Origin of the sequence: uncultured Salinibacterium sp. (assembly GCF_963974405.1) — a bacterium.
Classification (GTDB): domain Bacteria; phylum Actinomycetota; class Actinomycetes; order Actinomycetales; family Microbacteriaceae; genus Rhodoglobus.
On sequence record NZ_CAXBBH010000001.1, the window covers coordinates 767,247 to 786,175 of the forward strand.

Here is an 18,929-nt window from a genome sequence, read left to right on the forward strand (position 1 = left end):
TCGCTGGATTGTCGTCGACGGTCAGGTCCCGGTTGTTGGAGGAGCCTGGTGCTTTTCCGGATCTTACAGTGGGACCTTCTGTTACAACACGATTACAGACATTAATGTTTACGTGAACTACGGGGGAGGTGCACCGTCTGGTATCGGACCTCTGGTTGAGACAGTGAACTCAGCGAACCTTATTCCTGTCGGCCAAGGAGACAGCGGCGGGCCAGCCTTCAATTTTCAGAGTCCTAATACCAACGGCGTGTATGCAACTGGGATCATATCCGGAATCCGGAATGGAAGCTATGCGTGTTCTGGTCTTCAATATGAAAACAGGCTGTGCTCGGGCACGGCATTAATTTCGCCTATTTACCCAGCGATGTCCGCTATAGATCGAGGAGTAAGACTGATGACAATCACGGACTATTAAAGCTCAAGGACAAATCGGAGTATCGAAGTCCGAGTTGTCGGGGGTGTAGCAATTGATCTCTCCGGCAGGTGTTCGAAAGCTGAAAAAGAGCAAAGCCGCGAGTGAGATAACGAGCGCTACTGTGAATAGCACGGCTATAACAGTTACGGTCTTCATCGCCCCCCCTAGTCGCTCCTAATCATACATCTTCGTAGCCTTCCTTTCTGAGGAAGGCTACGAAGGCATCTGAGCATCACGGCAGGCCATCAAAGGGTCTCAAATGATCTCATGCTGTCCGTCATTATGGTCCGGGTAGAAAGCCACATTCTCATGGAAGGTGAGAGAATTTTCGGTCGGATTCCTACTGCTCCTTCTAGGAGGCGTGCAGCGCCCAGGTTGCCGCTCTTATCCGGGTTGCGAAACCGCGACCGATAAACGACCCGGACTAGTCCAACGATGCGTTCTATCGCGAGCTTGGCGGAAGGTACTCGTAGATCGTTTGAAGACTTGTGCTGAACTCCCGAGCAAGTGGTGCTTTTGTTTCCCCTGCAGCCGCACGCCTCGCGACCTCCGTTGTCTGGTCATCGTTGAGAGTTCTGCTGCGGTCATTGTAAACGCCGACCTTCTTTGCCAGCACCCCGTTGCCTGTTTCATCATCAGATATTTGCTCAGGGAAACTGCAACAATGTTGAACCTGCCATCGCGTGTGCCGAGCCGCTAGTCCGCACGAATCAGCAAGAGGATGTCATTCTCGATGTAGCTCTAATAGGCGCAATAAGAAGCAAAGGCCAACGGCGTAAAGCCGCAGTACCTCAGCGGGGTGACGGCACGATCAGGCTGTAACCTGACCGACCCATAAACGATCGTTCCGGCCGATTTAAGCCGCAAGCGTGATGAGAATCACAGCATTAGCGACGCTGATGAGGATCGATAGCACCGCAGCCACCTCAGGGAGCGTGATGAACTGCCTCGTCCTTCCGTTCGTGGGCTCCTCATCATCGCGGAACTCTCTGACACCAACCAGAAACGATCATTTTTGACCACCAGCACACGAGTGGCCAAAACATGGTCGTATGGGGGGTAAAACTGCGGTTTACGCGATCGCTGCCGAAACCTTGTGTCTTCGACGTTTTTGATTGTCGCTCCGGAACGACTGTTATCGGAAGCGTGCGCGTCTTACCGCACGCTTAGGGTGTCGGGGCTCAAGATGCCACGTCGGCGCTGCTGACGCGTTCACATGTTCAGCCGCTCTTCGTCATCCGTGTCGGTGGCCCAACTCATTTTTTGCCACGCCACTGATCCGCGTCGGCGGATGGCTTTCGTGTGGTCGTAGTCGAAGTTACCCACGGCCGGTGCGCGTGACATCTCTAAAGTCTCACGTCGCTCACAGACCAATCCCCGTTTTGTTCCGGTCTGACTGTGTGCCCCTGTCACGTTTGCGGTTTTCAGCACGCTTGGAGACGCTGTGCTGGCGACAGCATCTCCTGCCCCGACGATGGCGATGTCGGAGCAGGAGAGAGAAGGACGTGCAGGATGCACGATGAAACATGCTCTCTACGAGAGGAGGAGTAACCGATACGGGTAACGATTAGGAGAGAAAGATAATGTAATGCACGCAGGCACTATTGAGTGTGAGGTATTCCTGACGCATGCGCGGAGGGATAGCCAGATGGAAGCGAGGGGTCGCTTCTCAGGGCGTCCGGCAAGCTCTTGACTACGCATTTGGCGGCACCTGCGACTCGCACATGACTGCCTCTGCAGGAGCCGAAGCGGCAGCCGGCTACACCGATGGTGTGATGGAACGCTTCGTGATGGAGGTGGAGACGCCGAAGAGCGTGCCGCTGACTACATCAAGGCTCACGTCACGAAGCCCGTTGTCGGCTACGTCGCAGGTTTCACTGCACCAGAGGGTAAGACCATGGGTCACGCTGGCGCGATCGTTTCCGGCTCAGCCGGAACTGCTCAGGCCAAGCAAGAAGCTCTCGAAGCAGCTGGGGTGAAGGTCGGCAAGACGCCGTCTGAAGCCGCGAAGCTCATGCGCGAAATTCTCGAAACTCTGTAGTTTTCAGACGCTGTAGCAAGTAATTCTTGTTACGCAGAAGCGCCGCCGTCCACTGGACGGCGGCGCTTCTTTCGTTAGCGGACGTGGGCGAGATGGCGCTGCCAGCAACTAGGCATCATTAGACGAGCATTCGCGTTGTTGAGTACCCGAGGGTATTGTCTGCTGCGGTTCGGCGATCATGATGCTCTGGCACGGTGGCAGCTGAATTGCGGCGGGATCGACCGTCATGAGCGCTGGGCCTCACCCGGATCGATACGCTGAGCCATTAGTTGCTGCCTGCCGTCGCGCAACCGAAACTTTCCGGTCGCGGATCAAACACGCAGGTCACACCATCTGGAGTGCCACCGGCAGGGGCAGCGTCAACGACTGCCGTTTCTACGCTTGACCAACTTAAGATGTCGCCCGCTACAACATCCGATTCTGGAATGTCGACTACCGCGACTTCCCGTTCGCCAATCAGCCTGCCCGAGGTGGGATCGATAATGATTTCCACACGCTTCGCATTGTTGGTCTCGACCCGGCCAATCGCTGTTCCCGTCGACCCGTCGAGCGTGGCTTCGTTATCGGTGATGGTGACACCAGGGATCATCGTGGCGGCGCGCAGCAGAGCAGCGCGGAGATCAGCCGGCGCCGTCCCTTGACGAAGGGTGTCGGCGATGAAGACTAGAGCTTCGCCGTCGGGCGACGGTCCAGCCCCCAGCGTCACTCGGTAGATGTAGTTGAGAAGCAGGTAGGGGTCTCGGGGCATGTCATCGAAGCTTCCCCAAGTGCTGTCCTTCGAGCTTCCATAAAATGCACCGTCAGGAGCACGCAACAGTTGCGAGAGCGTGTCCGCGGTGGTTGTGGGGTGACGCCGCTCCGCGAAGACCTCGCCACCGGGGGTTAGTACGTCGACGAGCTGGATCGGATTGCGCACCCACACCCAATCGTCAGTGCGGTCGGCAGGAACATAGAGCTGACTTGACTCGTTTATCCGGTACGTGATGATGGGCCCGTTGTTTTCTTGCCCGTCGGTGATGTGCACGTTTTGGCTGGAAACACGGAGGTATTGCCCCTCACTGAGCGGGGCATCCGAGAACGTGAGAGCTGCGGTTGCGGCGCGCTCCAGAATCGCAGCAGCAGCGGGGTCTGCTCCACCGCGCCAGCCTCCTAGCCCGAGCACGTTCGATGCCACAAGCACGCCGACCAGCGCGAATGCTGCCGCGACGCTGATGCCGGCGAATCCAAAGCGCCGCCGTGCAGCGGAGCTATTTGTGTGAGCAGCCGAGGTCGATATCACGGCTGCTTCTTGCGCAGGTGATTGCGCGTGTGTGGAGTGAAAAGCGCGCTCTAGTTTGTCGAGAGACGGCGCGAGTTGTTCAGCGCCGGGTTCTGCGACGTCATTGCGCAGAGTCCGAAGCAAAGTGAGTTTGTCCATGATGTACCTCCTCCGATAGCGGCTCGGTGCGCAAAATGCGGCGAGCTCGATTCATTCGTGAGCGCACAGTGCCGATCGGGATGTCGAGGCTCTGTGCGATTTGTTTATAGGTGAAATCGCCCCACGCGAAAAGCAGAAGACAATCGCGGTCGGCACTCGACATCCGTCGCAGTCACCGTGCCATTTTCTTCACTTCCCGCTGAGCATCGACGAACTCATCGACGCTGGGGCTGTTGTCGTATTCCGGTTCCGCGGCAGCTCGCTCAAGGCTCTTGAGCGTGCGAGCTTCGGCGATTCGGTGGCGGTGGATGAGATTCGTCGCGATCCCAAAAAGCCAGGGGCGCGCATCCTGACGACCGAGGTCGAAAGCCGTTCGGCGTTCGAACGCGATCAGGAACGTTTCGCTCGTGACATCATCCGCCAAGGACTCCCCAGCACGCCGGGCAACATAGCGATGGAGCGAAGCCGCGTACCGGTGAAATAGTTCACCGAAGGCGGCAGGGTCGCGCAAAGAGCGCTCGATCACGCCGCTGTCGTTGTTCATACTTAGTATTCTTCGCCCGTCTCATTTGGGTTCACGAATAATGATGCGCGGGGGTGATTAGGCATGCGGCGCAGGGTCGAGTTCGGGCGCGGGCGTGCGAGTGCCGCTGCGTTGAGCACCGGCTCCCGCGAGCACGACGAGCCCGATACCAATCCACTGCACGAATGACGGAATCTGGTGCAGCACGATGAGGCCGACGAGCACTCCGAAGGCTGGCTCGAGCGCCATGAGCGTTCCGAACGCCGTGTGGGTCATCCGGCGCAGCGCCAGCATCTCGAGTCCGAACGGTAATACGGGGGAGAGCAGAGCCAAGCCGAGCGCGATGGGCAGTACGCGCCAGTCGAAGTCGGGGATGACCTGAGGTGCTCCCACGAACGTCGCCATGAGGGCGGCGATCGGGATGGTCATCGACAGCGAGCTGATGCCCGTGAAGCGATCGCCGACGTGTTGCGTGAGCAATATGTAGGTGCCCCAGCCCACTCCGGCGAGCAGCGCGAAACCCACGCCAATGAGGTTCGTTTCACCCTCCCACGGTTCGGTGAGCAGGACAACGCCGACCAGCGCCAAGGCCGGCCAGGCAAGCATCCGAGCGCTACCGCTTCGAATGGCGGCGACCGCGAGTGGTCCCAAAAACTCGATAGCCACGGCGGTGCCGAGCGGGATGTGCTCCAATGCCGAAAGGAAGGCGACCGACATGACTGCCGTGGCGACACCCAGCCCGAGAATCGGCGCCACGTCTTTACGACGGATGCGACGCAACTGCGGGCGCGCGATCATCAAGAAGATGATGCCGCCGAATACCAGTCGCAGCCACGCGGTTCCCGCCGCGCCGACTTGCTCGATGAGGCCAACGGAAAAGGCTGAGCTCAGTTGGATCAGCATCATGGCGGCAACCGCCATCGACCACGCGGGAAGCGGTTCGCGCGTGCTCGTGGTCATTGTGCGGTCACTAAGCGCTGCGAGACAGAGACGGCGGGATTGATGGCGGAGAGCGCGGTAACAAGGGCGTCACCAGCAGCGCGCAGGGCGTCATCCGTCATCGGTTCGAGGGCATCGAAAATGAAGAAACCCGTGGTGGTGCCATCGCTGAGGGCCGTGCGGGGGCCTTGACGCCAGTTCCACCGGCGGCACGTCACTCCGGCATCGTCGCGCCACACGACCTCGCCAGCGCTGGGGTGGTCCACGATTGCTTCCCCGTTGGCGAAAGCTTCGAAGGGTTCGTCGCCGAGAGCACGAGCGAGTCGTGCCGGTCCCGCGTAGAGAGCGAGGTCTTCGCCGCCCACTGGCACTTGGTGCAGCACGGAGATGGCGTTGTAGATGTCGGTGAGCGGGTTCACGCGGGGGAGGCCTTCGGCGGCTCGGCGGGTGAGTGCTTCGAGGCTGTTGCGGGTGCGCTGCGGCTTAGCTCCGAATGCCCGGTAGGCCTCGCGCCAGACTGCAACGTGAGGCAGTTCCTCCACAGGCCGATCGGCGAGCAGACTACGGGCGTAAGCTTCAGCTGCGTGGATGAGATCATCGCTGGCCGTGTTGCTGGGCGCAGCATCGAGTCCCTCGATCACGAGAAGTAGCGCACGGTAGTCGGGGCGCAGCTCGAAAACGGCAGGGTCAACGGTGGCGGAGTTCAAGAAAGTCTCGTGAGCTTCAGCGTTAGACATGGGAGGTCTCCGTTCGGGTCGATGTGCCGACGCCTGGTTCCAGTACGGTCAAGACGAATCGTGTGGGCTCGTGGCTTTTGTTGTTGTAGGTGTGGTCTTCGTCGCCGGGGAATGCTAGCGAGTCTTTGGCGCCGAGCACGAAGGTCTCGGTCGCGACAGTCATCATGATTTCGCCTTCGAGCACGTGTAGCAGTTCTTGCGTGCCAGCGCTGTGTGCTTCGCTCGAATGTGAGTCGCCCGGCATTAAAGTCCACTCCCACAACTCGAGGGCTTCGGGGGTGTTGCTGGAGGCCATCAGGATGCCTCGACCGCCGTTCTCGCCCGTCCAGAGGGCAGCGCCAGCACCTGCGCGCGTAAGCTTCGCCTTCTTGGCTGTGGGAGGTTCCACCAAGGCGGGCAGGCTCACGCCGAGGGTTTCGCTCAGGCGGAGCAGGGTGCCCACACTGGGATTTGCCGTGCCTTGCTCGACATTGACGACCATGCGGCGGCTAACCCCTGCGTGTGAGGCAAGTTGATCGAGCGTCCACTTGCGTGATTGGCGCTCGTTCTTCACTCGTGCGCCAATCGTACGCGCAAGACTTTCGATAGGCTCATCCATTGGTGCAGTATAGTGCACTTTCAGTGCACTTTGGTGCCACAAAATTGCAAGAAGCGGCGCATGTCGCTTTTGCCCTACTCGCGAAGCTCGTGCCTAACGGGCTTGAGCCGCTGGGGCGCATCGACGGCGTCGGGAAACTCGCACGTGAAGCGGCCCGAATAACCGAAGAGAAACCCCCAGAAGCGGTTGCGAACTTCGAGGGCAATCACGAACTCTTTGGTCTCATCATCGAAGGATTCGGTGAGGTCAGCGCGGCCACTGAAGAGCATCGGGAAGCGGAACGCGAGTGGGCCCTCATAGAAGCGTTGGGCATCCGACCTTAACTGCAGTGAACCATCCTCGGTCACCGCAAGATCGAGATCGACGGCCAAGTGCTGATGCGTGCCCAAGTAGTCGACAATGCGATCGCCAGCGGTGTTGAGCAACATTGTCGCGTCGAAGCGGGTGGGTTTGCGGCGCACAGAGTATTCGCGCACAAACGTGACCGTCTCGCGACCGAAGGGGTCGCGGTAGGGAAAGTTCTCGATGCGAAAGGGAACGTTTTCGCCGATGTCTGGAGTGAGGATGTTGCGAAACCACCCGATCCACAGAAACGGCACCGTCCACCATGGGCCGCGTTGGATGCTCGACATTGTGCCCGTGCCCACGACCCCGTAGCCCGCCTCGATCCCGACGCCAAAGCGCTTCTGAAGCATCGGGTGCAGGCGATCGAAATCGTCGCCGAGAACGCTCGCAAAGATCGAGGTCACGGAGCCTCCAACGTAGACAGGGTGGCCGGGGCCTCATCCATCGCTCGGCCGTGGCGCGGGGTGCGGCGGCACCGGCGAGCTCGAGGTTGGCCTGGTTTCCAGAAAGCCAGTGGCGAGTGGGGTTCGATGTCGTTTTCGGCCCACAAGCGCAGGCTGTCGAAGCTCCACGCAGTCAGCCAGCCCACCACTGGGCGGATGACGAGACGGTCGAGAAGGTGTCCCCACGCCGGTTCGTAGTCGTAGCCGGTGATGAAGCGCGTGCCGCCGGGGATGGGCACGTAGCGCCAGTATCCACGGCCGTTGCCGAGCGGGGAAAGCCGGTCGCTCGTGGTGAACCTGAGCGCGGACGTGCGAGTGCCATCGGGTCTCGTGATCTCGCCTCGAGTGGTGCCCGTTCCCACGATCGTGTGGAACGGCATCCGGCGTTCGTATCGAAAGCGGTAACCGCCGCCCTCGAGAGCTCCGGCCGGGATGATGCGGCTGAAACGGAGATCCCACCGAGTGTGTGACTCGGTCTCTTGGGTGAGACGCCACACGGTGTCGAGGTCGGCAGTGATATCGATTTCGACGTAGATCGGCGAACGAGTCATGCTTTCCAGTATGGGGTGAGCGCGGCCCTTGTGGGGAGAGTGATTTGAGCGTTGCGCGCGCTCGCCGCAGTCGATAGTCGGCAGGAAATCTGGGCCCACTCGAGCGTCCCCCAAAGAGCGGACAAAACGTCACGTTAAGGTAACGATGGGCATTGGGGTACCCCCTGTAAAGGGGTAGACCGCGCATATAGTGGCTCTTGGTGAGTGCCCGACCACCAGCTTGGAGAACACGCCGAGATCAGCGTGTGCACGTCAATTAGGCAAGTCCCATTCACGGAAGAATAGGAACATTCGTGAGCATTCGAAGAGTCATATCGGTGGTGGCAACGTCAACACTCGTCGCCACTTCCCTGGTTACGGGCGCCGCACTCGGCGCCACAGCTGCACCAGCATCCATTGGTGGCGGCGGCCAAACTGAATTCACTCCGGGGCGCTACATCGTCACGATGGTGGATCAGGCTGCAGCAACCTACGACGGCGGAGTGCGCGGTTTCGACGCGACAACCCCACCAGACGGCGAACAATTGAACCCTCGCCGCCAAGTAGTGCAGGACTACACCGAGTATTTGGAAGAGAAGCAAGACGATGCTGCGGCATCCGTCGGCGCTGAAATTGAGTACTCCTATACGCTCGCGACTAATGGCTTCGCGGCCGACCTGACGGCAGCCCAAGCAGCAGAGCTCTCGGCGAACAAGCTGGTTGCCTCGATTGTTCCGGATGAGCTGAAGAAGATCACAGCAGCGCAGCGGTCAACAGAGTTCCTCGGCCTCGAAGGGGCAGACGGACTGTGGGCATCCATTGGCGGTGCTGAAACTGCGGGTGAAGGAATCGTTGTCGGTGTACTCGACACCGGATTCGCTCCCGAGAACCCCGCCTTCGCTGGTGACGCGCTCGGCGCAACGCCTGGCGCAGCGCCCTACCGCGATGGCGACTCTATTGTTTTCGAAAAGTCAGACGGTCAAACCTTTACCGGCGTGTGCACCGAAGGGGAGCAGTTCGCTGCCGACGACTGCACCACCAAGGTGATCGGTGCCCGTTACTTTGTCGACGGATTCGGTGCAGGCAACCTCGGTGACGCTAGCGTCGGAGAATTTGTCTCGCCTCGTGACGGTGACGGCCACGGGTCGCACACCGCGAGCACCGCAGCCGGAAACCTCGAAGTCGACGCCACTGTCGGAGGCAACGCCCTCGGCTACTTCTCCGGAGTTGCCCCCGCCGCTAAGATCGCTGCCTACAAGGTGTGCTGGAGTGGGCCAGACCCCGCCGTCACCACCGACGACGGCTGTGCATCCACTGACCTTCTGGCTGCAATCGACCAGGCTGTCGCTGACGGTGTCGACGTGATCAACTACTCGATCGGTGGAGGCGCTGCAACGAGCACCGTTTCGCCCACCGACCAGGCCTTCCTCGGTGCTGCTGCTGCCGGCGTTTTCGTCGCAGCCTCCGCCGGAAACGACGGCCCGGGAGCCACGACGCTCGACAACGCTGCACCGTGGATCACCACTGTTGCAGCCAGCACCATCCCGAACTACGAAGCCACAGTCACCCTCGGTGACGGCCAAGAATTCGCTGGTGCATCGATCACCGTTGACCTCGACCCTGCTGCCGAACCGCTGACCGGCGCACTCGTCAACGCTGCGGATGTCGCACTCGAGGGTGCTGTTGATCCCAACCTGTGCCTCGCCGACACTCTCGATCCTGCTCTTGTTGAGGGAAAGATCGTGGTGTGTGAGCGTGGAGTGATCGCTCGCGTCGACAAGTCGGCCGAAGTTGCACGTGCCGGTGGAATTGGTTCCGTTCTCGTGAACGTCACGCCGAGTTCGACCGACCTCGACACTCACGTGATTCCGACCATCCACTTGGATGCTCAGTACCGCGACGCGGTCGTTGCCTATGCAGCGACCGATGGTGCCACGGCAACCTTCACGCCGGGCAACGACACCGCGTACCAGCCACCGACGCCCCAAGTCGCCGGCTTCTCTTCGCGCGGACCTGTTGAAGCTGACGGTAGCGACATCATTAAGCCAGACGTATCGGCCCCCGGTGTAGGTATCCTCGCCGCCAGTGCTAATGCTGAAGGCGCTGCTCCGACGTTCGCGCTTCTCTCGGGCACTTCGATGTCGTCGCCGCACGTTGCTGGTCTTGCCGCGCTTTACCTCGGCGAGCGACCCAACGCGACCCCCGCCGAGATCAAGTCGGCATTCATGACAACCGCGTACGACACCGTAGACGCCGACGGAAACCCCGTCACTGATCCCTTCACGCAGGGTTCCGGTCACGTAGATCCGAGCAAGTTCTTCGAACCTGGACTGCTCTACCTGAACGGCATCGGCGACTGGCTGTCCTACATTGAGGGCGCTGGCTACGACGTGCTCGACCCCTCGGTCGAAGCGATCGATCCCAGCAATCTCAACCTGGCATCCATCGGTATCGGTTCATTGACGGCACCCGAGACGATCACTCGCACCGTGACCTCCACGCAGGCGGGCACGTTCGAGGCATCCATCTCGGTTCCCGGCATCGACGCCACGGTATCGCCTTCCACGCTGACCTTCGGCGCAGCAGGCGAAACTCAGAGCTACGAAGTGACGATTAGCCGAACGGATGCTCCGCTCGACGAGTTCACCACTGGAGCCCTTACGTGGACCAGTGGTGACACCGTTGTGCATAGCCCTGTGGCAGTGCGCCCCGTCACTATTGAGGCACCGGCCACAGCGAGTGGAACCGGAACGTACGGTGCCGTTGACGTTACGGTCACCCCCGGTGGAACCGGGGAGATCCCGCTGAGCTCGACCGGCCTCACCGCTGGCATCTTCTATGAAGACCCCACGGGAACCGAAACCGAGCACTCGGGATCTGGCGTTGCCGGAGATGAGTTCCAGTACGCAGCAACCGTGCCGGAGGGCACGACGTATGCGCGCTTCGACCTCGATTCGATTGATGACACTGCTGACCTCGACCTCATCGTGTATCTGCTCAATGCAGATGGCGCTCCGGTTGCTGGCTGGCAATCCGCCACGGGTGCTGCCGATGAACGAGTGAACCTTGTTGATCCAACACCGGGTAACTACCTCGTGATCGCTTCGGTCTACGCAGCCAACCCTGCCACCGCTTTCGACGTGCGAACCTTCGCCGTCGTTCCCGGTACCGGGGAGCCGCTGGGGCTGGATCCCGCGGTGCTGAACGGTGTGCAAGGTGAAGCAGTCAGCTACACCGCTTCGTGGGAGGGGCTCGCTCCCTTCACGAGCTACCTCGGTCTCGTCAGCTACGGCGACACCGGTGCAACCACCGCGATTGAGGTTGTGACGCAAGAAGATGTTCAGCCGGGAACCCCCGTGAACACCGTACTGCCGAGCATCTCGGGCAAACCACTAGTCGGCAAAAAGCTCACCGCCAACCCCGGCGAGTGGGATGTCGACGGGCTGAAGTTCAGCTACCAGTGGCAGGCCGACGGCACCGACATCGCTGGTGCAGACAAGCGCAAGTACACGGTCACTCCCGCTGACGAGGGCAAGGCGATTACCGTCGTCGTCACCGCCAGCAAGAAAGACCTGCCGAGCGCAAGCGCCACGTCAGAGGCTGTTGTCATCAATTACAGCTCAAGCGTGAAGCTGTCGCTTAGTAAGCACGTCGCCTTCTCGTGGAACACCGTCAACGCCACCATTCGTGTCGCTACCGGCGAGGATGCCGCAGCATCGGGCACGGTGAAGATAACGGTTGACGGCAAGAAGATCGACACCATCACGCTCGACGAATCAGACAACGGGAAGGTGACGGTAAAGCTGCCGAAACTCGATCGCGGTCTGCACCAAGTGCGCGCGCAGTTCACTCCTTCGAGTGACACTGTGACCGGTTCGACGAGCAGCAATGACTGGATCTGGATCATCTTCTAGGCGACACTCGCTGAGAATCTAACCCACGACATGAACGGCTGGTCGCCTCCCCACGGGCGGCCAGCCGTTCATGCTTGTTAGTCGTCGGCAGGTCGGCGCACTACGGGCGGCGGCCAAGAAATGCAGCCGAGCTCGCGCGAAATATTACGAGCAGTCTCCCTGAGCACATTCAGCACGTTGTCTTCTGGTGGCCACTCACTCGATGGCATCACGACGGAGACGGCAGCGATGACACTTCCATAGCGATCAGCAATGGGAGCAGCGAGCGACGATTCGCCGAGAACGGCCTCGTCTTCCTCCGTGGCGATGCCGCGCTCGGCTATCTGCGCAAACTGCAGAATGAGCTTCGAAGGATCGGTGATGGTGTCGCCGGTGAGGCTGCGGAGGGGGCTCTCAAAAAGCTGGTCTGCGGCATCCGCGTTGTAGGTCAGCAAAATCTTGCCGAGGGCGGAGGCGTGCACGGGAATCGCGAGGCCGGTTTCGGGCATTTGTTCGCTGCCGTCCGGCCGATTGTTGTGATGGATGACGATGACTTCATCGAACAGTTCGGCACCGAGGCGGGTGGCGAGCCCGGTTCGCCGCGCGAGTTCTTGAGTCCAGCGCATGGCCCGTGCGCGCACGTCGAGGGTGTCGAGGTAGACGTTGGACAGCTTCAGCAGCGCAGGGCCGAGCATGTAACGCTTGCCGTTGGGCTCTTTCGCAACCAGGCCGTGGGCCTGGAGCGACTTGACGATGCCATGAACGGTCGAGGGTGGCAGTTCAAGGAGGCCGGCAAGTTCAGTGATGCCGAGGTGGCGCGCGCCCTGCAGTGATGACAGCACTTGTGCTGCTCGATCTATGGATTGGATCAACGCCGTTCCTCGTCATTGGGGTGGTTTTCATCATGTCGGTACTGAGTGTTTACCTGCGCACCGTGCGCGCTTGACAAGATGTGATGAAGGTAGCATATTCGACATTACCGAATAGTGTTCGGAAAGTTTGCCCCGCAACACTCACCAACACCTCACTGAGGCACTCAAGGAAGAGAAGGCCACGACATGAAGAAACTGATCAACACCCCCGAGTCAGTACTCGCCGATGCGCTCGCCGGAATCGACGCAGCCCATCCTGAGCTCACGGTCGACCATGTTAATCGTGTGATTTACCGCGGTGAGCCCACTCGCGCTGGCAAGGTCGCGCTGATCTCCGGCGGAGGCTCCGGCCACGAACCACTCCACGGTGGATTCGTCGGCCTCGGGATGCTCGACGCTGCGTGCGCTGGCGAGATCTTCACGTCGCCCACCCCCGACCAGATGCAAGAGGCCACTAAGGTTGCCGATTCCGGGGCCGGGGTGCTGCACATTGTTAAGAACTACACCGGCGACGTCATGAACTTCGAGATGGCCGCTGAAATGGCGGAAGCTGAAACCGGAGTAAAAGTGGCCTCGATCGTCGTCAACGACGACGTTGCGGTTCAAGATTCGCTCTACACGGCAGGTCGCCGCGGAGTTGGCCTCACCGTATTGCTTGAAAAGATCGTGGGAGCCGCGGCTGAAGAAGGTCAAGACCTCGCCGCCGTTACCGCACTGGCGCACCGCGTCAATGACTCTGGGCGCTCCATGGGCATGGCCCTCACGAGTTGCACCGTTCCCGCGGCAGGAAAGCCGACCTTTGACCTGCCAGACGACATGATGGAAATCGGTGTGGGCATCCACGGCGAACCCGGTCGCCACCGCGAGAAGCTGGCGGATGCCGCTTCGATCGCGAAGCAATTGGTCGACCCGATCCTTGCCGACCTGGACTTTGCGGGCGCGCCGGCGATCGTCATGATGAACGGAATGGGCGGAACACCGCAGATCGAGCTGTACATCATGTACAACGAGGTCGCGAAGCTGCTGAAGGCTGCCGGCGTTGAGGTTGCGCGCAACCTCGTCGGTAACTACATCACGAGCCTCGACATGGCCGGCTGCTCGGTCACCATCCTCAAGGCTGATGAAGAAATGTTGAAACTATGGGATGCCCCGGTGAACACCGCAGGGCTCCGTTGGGGAGTCTAAGAACAATGGCCACAAGCACCATCACTCTCGACCAACTGATCGCGTGGCTCTCGCGGTTCCGCGATCTCGTGACCGAGAAGCAGAGCTACCTGACCGAGCTCGATTCGGCCATCGGCGATGCTGACCACGGATCGAACATGACCCGTGGCATGAGCGCCGTCATCGAGAAAATCGGTGCCGCGCCAGCGACTGCCGCCGACGAACTGCTCAAGTCAGTCGGAATGACTCTCGTGACGTCCGTCGGCGGTGCAAGTGGACCGCTATACGGCACCCTTTTCTTGCGGATGGGAGTCAATGCCGGCCCGGTAACCGAACTTGACGGAGCGGCTCTTGGAGCAGCACTGCGCGCTGGGCTTGAGGGCGTTGTGGCGCGAGGCAAGGCCGAAGCGGGTGACAAGACAATGTTTGACGCGATCTCCCCGGCGTTGGAGGCGTGGGACGCGGCCATCGCTGACGGCGCTGACCTCGCGGCTGCGGCATCCGCGGCTCTCGAAGCGGCTGAACAAGGGCGGGACGCCACCGAACCCCTCGTTGCCCGTAAGGGACGCGCAAGCTACTTAGGCGAGCGCAGCGCCGGACACCTCGACCCCGGCGCTACCTCGAGCGCGCTGCTGTTTCAAGCGCTCGCCGAGACCGTAGCGAGCTGAGCATGATTGGCATCGTGGTGGTAAGTCACAGTCCTGCGCTCGCGCGAGCGGCGGTGGATCTTGCTCTCGAAATGGTGGGGGAGACTCCGCCCCCGATTGCGATTGCCGCAGGTGCTGGCGACGGCATCATCGGTACGGATGCCGTGAAGGTTGCCGAGGCAATCGACGAGGTGGCCAGCGGTGAAGGCGTTCTCGTCTTCATGGATCTCGGGTCAGCCGTGCTGAGCGGCACGATGGCCACGGAATTCATGACGACGAGCGATGAAGTGCGGCTCACAGATGCTCCGTTCGTCGAAGGACTTATCGCGGCGATTGTGCTCGCTAATGCAGGCGCGTCGCTCGATGAAGTTGATCGCGAAGCGCGGGCCGCTCTTGGCCCGAAGCGAAGCCAACTCGCTGACGAAGGAGCAGCGTCGACTGCGGAATCCACGGTCGCTCCTGCCGAGTCTGCCGTTGCGGCTTCCGACGCTGTCACCGCTGAGGCGACTCTTGTGAATCCCGATGGTCTGCACTCTCGACCGGCCGCCGCGATCGTTCAAAGGCTCGCGAGTCTCGATGCGAAAGTGACGATTCGAGACATTACGACGGGTAAGGGCCCCGTGGGGGCGAACAGCCTGATCGGCATCATGTCGCTCGGGGCAAAGCAGAACGAGGTTGTCGCATATTCGGCGACCGGCGCTGCTGCGCAACAGGCGATTGACACCCTGCTGGAGATGACGCGCGACGGGTTCGGCGAACTCGCCAGCTAGCAACCCCAGAGTGCTGCCTGATGGATTCTCCACTGGGAGATCTCCGCTTTGCGGTAGGCCGCAGCACTCTTCAGGGGGCGGCGAGGTACTCTCAGCAACGACATGAATCGCCAGCTCACCCTCCTCTTCGCCGCCTTCGAGGCGCTCCTCGTTGTCGCTATTGGGATCGCAATTCCGCTGGTTCCGCTGACGCTGTTGTGGGGCATCCACTACGGTCTCGCAATCGATTGGACAGTGTTCTGGCGCGCTGCCGTTGACATCTGGTTGGTTGGTCACGGCACCGACATCACGGTGGTTCTTGACCCCGCTGTTGCCAGTTCGGTTGGATTGCCCGAAGCTAAAACTCCCGTCACAATCACGATGGCGCTGTTGGGCTTCGCCATGCTCACCCTCTTGTTGGGCATTCGTGCTGGTCGCCGCGTCGCTGAGACACCGCACGTGATCGTCGGCACCTTCGCTTCTCTCGTGACTTTCGGCCTGGCGTCGCTCGTGCTGACGCTGTCAACACTGCACCCGGTTGCGCGCCCCTCGCTCTGGCAGGGCAGCCTTCTGCCCACTCTAGTTTTTGCGCTCGGTCTCCTGATTGGCACTCAAATTGTGTCAGCGAGCAAACCGGTGTCTGGCGGTATTCGACGCTGGATTGCGGGATGGCCGGCTCACGTTCGCACAATCGTGTCGACTTCGCTGCGTGGCGGTGCTATCGCCGCTGCGGGATTGATCACCGTTGCGTCACTCGTGACGACCGCCGCAATCGTGACCTCGTTCGCCGACATCATCACTCTGTATGAGGGCCTGCACACCGAGGTGCTCGGGGGAGTTGCCGTCACTATCGGCCAACTCGCGCTTCTTCCCAACATTGTGGTGTGGGTCGCGTCGTGGTTGATTGGCCCTGGCTTTGCGATTGGCACAGGCTCTGCGGTCTCTCCGCTCGCGACGACGCTGGGGCCGATTCCGGCGATCCCGATTCTGGGCGCGCTCCCCGGAGGGGAGTTTGTGTTTGGGTTCGTTGGCCTGCTCGCCCCGATCGTCGTTGGGTTCTTGGTCGCGGCAGTGCTCGGACCACGAATTGCGGGCGAACTCCGCCGACGGGAGCTCGCTATTGTGGCGGTCGGCATCGGTGCCACAGCCGCAACAATTATTGGGCTTCTCGCCTGGACATCCGCGGGCTCTGCCGGCCCGGGACGCCTCATGGATGTCGGCCCGCAGCCGTGGATAGTCGCAGCGTGGGCCTGTGTGGAGTTTTCTCTCGCGGCGGGGCTCGGGCTACTCGCCTCGGCGCGTCCGGAGCGCGCGGAAGCTGGGTTCACTGACCGCTAGGCTGGCTGAGTGCTCACACTCGTTGTCTTGATTTCTGGGGGCGGGTCTAACCTCGCCGCCCTGCTCGAAGCGGCCGAGAGTCCTGACTTTCCGGCTCGCGTCATTGCTGTAGGCGCTGACCGCCTTGCCGATGGTTTTGATCATGCCGAGAATTACGGCATCCCCACCTTCTCCGTTGCGATGTCAAACTTCGAGAATCGTGACGAGTGGGGCGACGAACTGCTGGAGCAGATTCAGTTCTGGAACGCCGATCTCGTGGTGCTGAGCGGGTTCATGAAGCTCTTGCCGCCTCGTGTTGTTGAGGCTCTTTCGCCCAACATCATCAACACGCATCCCGCGTACCTTCCCGAGTTTCCGGGAGCGCATGCGGTTCGTGATGCTCTTGCCGCCGGGGCGACTCAGACCGGTGCCAGTGTTATCAAGGTCGACAACGGTGTCGATAGCGGCCCGATCATCGTGCAAGAGCGCGTTGCGATCGAGCCAGGGGATACCGAAGACCACCTGCACGCCCGCATCAAGCCGGTCGAGCGGCGCTTGCTCGTGCAGACGATCGAAGACATTGCCACCAATCGCATCAACCTAAAGGAACTCTGAATCCATGAGCGGCCCTAGCCACAACCCTGCCGATTTCCGCGAGCGTAACGTCGTTCCAATCCGCCGTGCGCTTATTTCGGTGAGCGACAAGTCACGCCTGCTCGATCTTGCTGGCTCGCTCGCTGATGCGGGTGTTGAGCTCGTTTCGACCGGTTCCACAGCGAAGACGATTGCTGAAGCGGGCTACGACGTCACCGAGGTGTCAAGCGTTACGGGGTTCCCGGAGTCGCTTGATGGCCGGGTCAAGACCCTGCATCCCGCAGTTCACGCGGGCATCCTCGCTGACTTGCGCCTCGAGTCGCACGAGGCTCAGCTTGCGGATCTCGGCATCAAAGCTTTCGACCTCGTTGTCGTGAACCTGTACCCGTTCGTTGAGACCGTCGCCTCAGGCGCAGCTCCCGCCGACATCGTGGAACAGATCGATATCGGTGGCCCCGCCATGGTGCGCGCCTCTGCCAAGAACCACGCCAACGTCGCAATCGTCACGAGCCCCGACAGCTATGACGAGATCATGGATGCGGCAGCAGGCGAGGGAACGACGTTCGCGCAGCGCTACGCTCTCGCCTCTCAGGCTTTCGCTCATACCGCCGCCTACGACACCGCAGTGTCGCACTGGTTCATGACCGGCGCATTTCTCGGCGAGACGGATGCCGCGGCATCCGCCCCGACGACTCCCGCTCACATTGACGTGGCTGCCGATCAGCTCGCGGTGCTTCGCTATGGCGAGAACGCGCACCAGGAGGCAGCCCTCTACGGTGTTGCTGCCCAGCCCGGAATCGCGCAGGCTACGCAGCTCGGTGGCAAAGAGATGTCCTACAACAACTATGTGGATGCCGACGCCGCATTGCGCGCCGCGTTCGACCACAACACTCCCGCCGTTGCGGTTATCAAACACGCTAACCCGTGCGGAATCGCCACTGCGGCGAGCATCGCCGAAGCTCACGTCTTGGCGCACGCGTGCGACCCAATCTCGGCCTACGGCGGAGTCATCGCAGCCAACGGAATCATCACGAAGGCCGCCGCAGAGTCGATCGCGCCGATCTTCACCGAGGTTGTTGTTGCTCCCGGCTTTGAGCCGGAAGCGCTGGAGATTTTGAAGGCTAAGAAGAACCTTCGCCTGTTGCAGCTGCCCGAAGGCTACGCCCGCGACAGCCGTGAGCTGCGCCAAATCTCAGGCGGAATGCTCGTGCAAGAGCTCGATGCGCATTTCTCTCCCGCCTCCGCATGGACGCTCGCTGCCGGGGACGCCGTGGATGCTGAGACGCTCGCTGACCTCGAGTTTGCGTGGCGAGCAGTGCGCGCTGTGAAGTCGAATGCGATCTTGCTGGCTAACGGCGGGGCGTCCGTTGGCGTTGGTATGGGGCAGGTCAACCGCGTTGACTCATGCCAGCTCGCGATTTCGCGGGCGGGTGACAGGGCCAAGGGTTCTGTTGCGGCGAGCGACGCGTTCTTCCCCTTTGCTGACGGGCTCCAGTTGTTGCTCGACGCGGGTGTTCGCGCGGTCGTTCAGCCCGGCGGTTCCATTCGCGATGAAGAAGTAATTGCGGCGGCGATTGAAGCTGGTGTCACGATGTACTTCACCGGAGAGCGTCACTTCTTCCACTAATAGCGGATGCTTCGCCCTCTGCTGTCGTCGTCCGCGGCGAACCGCTCGAATGTCTTCAAGGCGAATGCATAGAATCCG

The 18,929-nt window shown here is 60.9% G+C and carries 17 protein-coding genes and 1 pseudogene; 8 read left to right on the forward strand and 10 right to left on the reverse strand.

The features are described from left to right. Positions 1-1,627: 1,627 nt before the first annotated feature. On the reverse strand, positions 1,628-1,759 hold the full coding sequence (locus AACZ26_RS03760; RefSeq protein ID WP_339619247.1) for a hypothetical protein: 132 nt from the start codon (positions 1,757-1,759) through the stop codon (positions 1,628-1,630). A gap of 451 nt (positions 1,760-2,210) precedes the next feature. Between AACZ26_RS03760 and AACZ26_RS03765 the strand changes: the two are divergent. After that, a pseudogene (locus AACZ26_RS03765) lies at positions 2,211-2,456 on the forward strand (succinate--CoA ligase subunit alpha); the annotation flags it as partial. Between the two features lie 265 nt (positions 2,457-2,721). Here the strand turns inward: AACZ26_RS03765 and AACZ26_RS03770 are convergent. From AACZ26_RS03770 to AACZ26_RS03805, 8 genes are all read right to left on the reverse strand, one after another. Then, positions 2,722-3,873, reverse strand: coding sequence for a CU044_5270 family protein (locus tag AACZ26_RS03770; RefSeq protein ID WP_339619248.1), 1,152 nt, complete (start codon positions 3,871-3,873; stop codon positions 2,722-2,724). Then, a complete protein-coding gene (locus AACZ26_RS03775) occupies positions 3,836-4,036 on the reverse strand; it encodes a sigma factor-like helix-turn-helix DNA-binding protein (RefSeq protein WP_339619249.1) in 201 nt (66 codons plus the stop codon). Before AACZ26_RS03775 ends, AACZ26_RS03770 begins: the two co-directional genes overlap by 38 nt. 9 nt (positions 4,037-4,045) lie before the next feature. Next, positions 4,046-4,417, reverse strand: coding sequence for a sigma factor (locus AACZ26_RS03780; RefSeq protein WP_339619250.1), 372 nt, complete (start codon positions 4,415-4,417; stop codon positions 4,046-4,048). Positions 4,418-4,474: 57 nt separating this feature from the next. Further along, a complete protein-coding gene (locus AACZ26_RS03785) occupies positions 4,475-5,356 on the reverse strand; it encodes an EamA family transporter (protein WP_339619252.1) in 882 nt (293 codons plus the stop codon). Next, positions 5,353-6,072: a phenylalanine--tRNA ligase beta subunit-related protein gene (locus AACZ26_RS03790; RefSeq protein ID WP_339619253.1), complete on the reverse strand. Its 720-nt coding sequence runs from the start codon at positions 6,070-6,072 to the stop codon at positions 5,353-5,355. The genes AACZ26_RS03785 and AACZ26_RS03790 overlap by 4 nt, the downstream gene beginning before the upstream one ends. Then, positions 6,065-6,670 (reverse strand): XRE family transcriptional regulator, encoded by a 606-nt coding sequence (locus AACZ26_RS03795; protein WP_339619254.1) that lies wholly within the window; start codon positions 6,668-6,670, stop codon positions 6,065-6,067. Before AACZ26_RS03795 ends, AACZ26_RS03790 begins: the two co-directional genes overlap by 8 nt. A gap of 74 nt (positions 6,671-6,744) precedes the next feature. Then, positions 6,745-7,419: a DUF4166 domain-containing protein gene (locus AACZ26_RS03800; protein WP_339619255.1), complete on the reverse strand. Its 675-nt coding sequence runs from the start codon at positions 7,417-7,419 to the stop codon at positions 6,745-6,747. Further along, positions 7,416-8,009 (reverse strand): SRPBCC family protein, encoded by a 594-nt coding sequence (locus AACZ26_RS03805; RefSeq protein WP_339619257.1) that lies wholly within the window; start codon positions 8,007-8,009, stop codon positions 7,416-7,418. Before AACZ26_RS03805 ends, AACZ26_RS03800 begins: the two co-directional genes overlap by 4 nt. Positions 8,010-8,302: 293 nt before the next feature. Here AACZ26_RS03805 and AACZ26_RS03810 point away from each other — a divergent pair, with 293 nt between their 5' ends. Further along, positions 8,303-11,902 (forward strand): S8 family serine peptidase, encoded by a 3,600-nt coding sequence (locus tag AACZ26_RS03810; protein WP_339619258.1) that lies wholly within the window; start codon positions 8,303-8,305, stop codon positions 11,900-11,902. Between the two features lie 77 nt (positions 11,903-11,979). Here AACZ26_RS03810 and AACZ26_RS03815 read toward each other — a convergent pair whose 3' ends face one another. Beyond that, positions 11,980-12,753, reverse strand: a complete 774-nt coding sequence (locus tag AACZ26_RS03815) for an IclR family transcriptional regulator (protein ID WP_339619259.1) — start codon at positions 12,751-12,753, stop codon at positions 11,980-11,982. Between the two features lie 186 nt (positions 12,754-12,939). Here AACZ26_RS03815 and dhaK point away from each other — a divergent pair, with 186 nt between their 5' ends. From dhaK to purH, 6 genes are all read left to right on the forward strand, one after another. Continuing rightward, positions 12,940-13,938, forward strand: coding sequence for a dihydroxyacetone kinase subunit DhaK (dhaK, locus tag AACZ26_RS03820; protein ID WP_339619260.1), 999 nt, complete (start codon positions 12,940-12,942; stop codon positions 13,936-13,938). A 5-nt stretch (positions 13,939-13,943) separates the two neighbouring features. Continuing rightward, positions 13,944-14,585, forward strand: coding sequence for a dihydroxyacetone kinase subunit DhaL (gene dhaL / locus AACZ26_RS03825; RefSeq protein WP_339619261.1), 642 nt, complete (start codon positions 13,944-13,946; stop codon positions 14,583-14,585). A 14-nt stretch (positions 14,586-14,599) separates the two neighbouring features. Beyond that, the gene (dhaM, locus tag AACZ26_RS03830; RefSeq protein WP_339619262.1) at positions 14,600-15,334 is read left to right on the forward strand and encodes a dihydroxyacetone kinase phosphoryl donor subunit DhaM; all 735 of its coding nucleotides are present in this window, start codon (positions 14,600-14,602) and stop codon (positions 15,332-15,334) included. A gap of 102 nt (positions 15,335-15,436) precedes the next feature. Beyond that, complete coding sequence (locus AACZ26_RS03835) at positions 15,437-16,651, forward strand: DUF6350 family protein (protein WP_339619264.1); 1,215 nt, start codon at positions 15,437-15,439, stop codon at positions 16,649-16,651. A 9-nt stretch (positions 16,652-16,660) separates the two neighbouring features. Then, complete coding sequence (gene purN, locus AACZ26_RS03840) at positions 16,661-17,245, forward strand: phosphoribosylglycinamide formyltransferase (protein ID WP_339619266.1); 585 nt, start codon at positions 16,661-16,663, stop codon at positions 17,243-17,245. Between the two features lie 4 nt (positions 17,246-17,249). Beyond that, entirely contained in the window at positions 17,250-18,851 is a 1,602-nt protein-coding gene (purH, locus tag AACZ26_RS03845; RefSeq protein WP_339619267.1) for a bifunctional phosphoribosylaminoimidazolecarboxamide formyltransferase/IMP cyclohydrolase, read from the forward strand. Positions 18,852-18,929: the final 78 nt, after the last annotated feature.

What these genes read in the sequence shown, in the direction of transcription:
- AACZ26_RS03760 (WP_339619247.1), bottom strand. Translation starts at nt 1,759, where the DNA reads ATGTCACGCGCACCGGCCGTGGGTAACTTCGACTACGACCACACGAAA.
- AACZ26_RS03770 (WP_339619248.1), bottom strand. Translation starts at nt 3,873, where the DNA reads ATGGACAAACTCACTTTGCTTCGGACTCTGCGCAATGACGTCGCAGAA.
- AACZ26_RS03775 (WP_339619249.1), bottom strand. Translation starts at nt 4,036, where the DNA reads ATGTCGAGTGCCGACCGCGATTGTCTTCTGCTTTTCGCGTGGGGCGAT.
- AACZ26_RS03780 (WP_339619250.1), bottom strand. Translation starts at nt 4,417, where the DNA reads ATGAACAACGACAGCGGCGTGATCGAGCGCTCTTTGCGCGACCCTGCC.
- AACZ26_RS03785 (WP_339619252.1), bottom strand. Translation starts at nt 5,356, where the DNA reads ATGACCACGAGCACGCGCGAACCGCTTCCCGCGTGGTCGATGGCGGTT.
- AACZ26_RS03790 (WP_339619253.1), bottom strand. Translation starts at nt 6,072, where the DNA reads ATGTCTAACGCTGAAGCTCACGAGACTTTCTTGAACTCCGCCACCGTT.
- AACZ26_RS03795 (WP_339619254.1), bottom strand. Translation starts at nt 6,670, where the DNA reads ATGGATGAGCCTATCGAAAGTCTTGCGCGTACGATTGGCGCACGAGTG.
- AACZ26_RS03805 (WP_339619257.1), bottom strand. Translation starts at nt 8,009, where the DNA reads ATGACTCGTTCGCCGATCTACGTCGAAATCGATATCACTGCCGACCTC.
- dhaK (WP_339619260.1), top strand. Translation starts at nt 12,940, where the DNA reads ATGAAGAAACTGATCAACACCCCCGAGTCAGTACTCGCCGATGCGCTC.
- dhaL (WP_339619261.1), top strand. Translation starts at nt 13,944, where the DNA reads ATGGCCACAAGCACCATCACTCTCGACCAACTGATCGCGTGGCTCTCG.
- AACZ26_RS03835 (WP_339619264.1), top strand. Translation starts at nt 15,437, where the DNA reads ATGAATCGCCAGCTCACCCTCCTCTTCGCCGCCTTCGAGGCGCTCCTC.
- purH (WP_339619267.1), top strand. Translation starts at nt 17,250, where the DNA reads ATGAGCGGCCCTAGCCACAACCCTGCCGATTTCCGCGAGCGTAACGTC.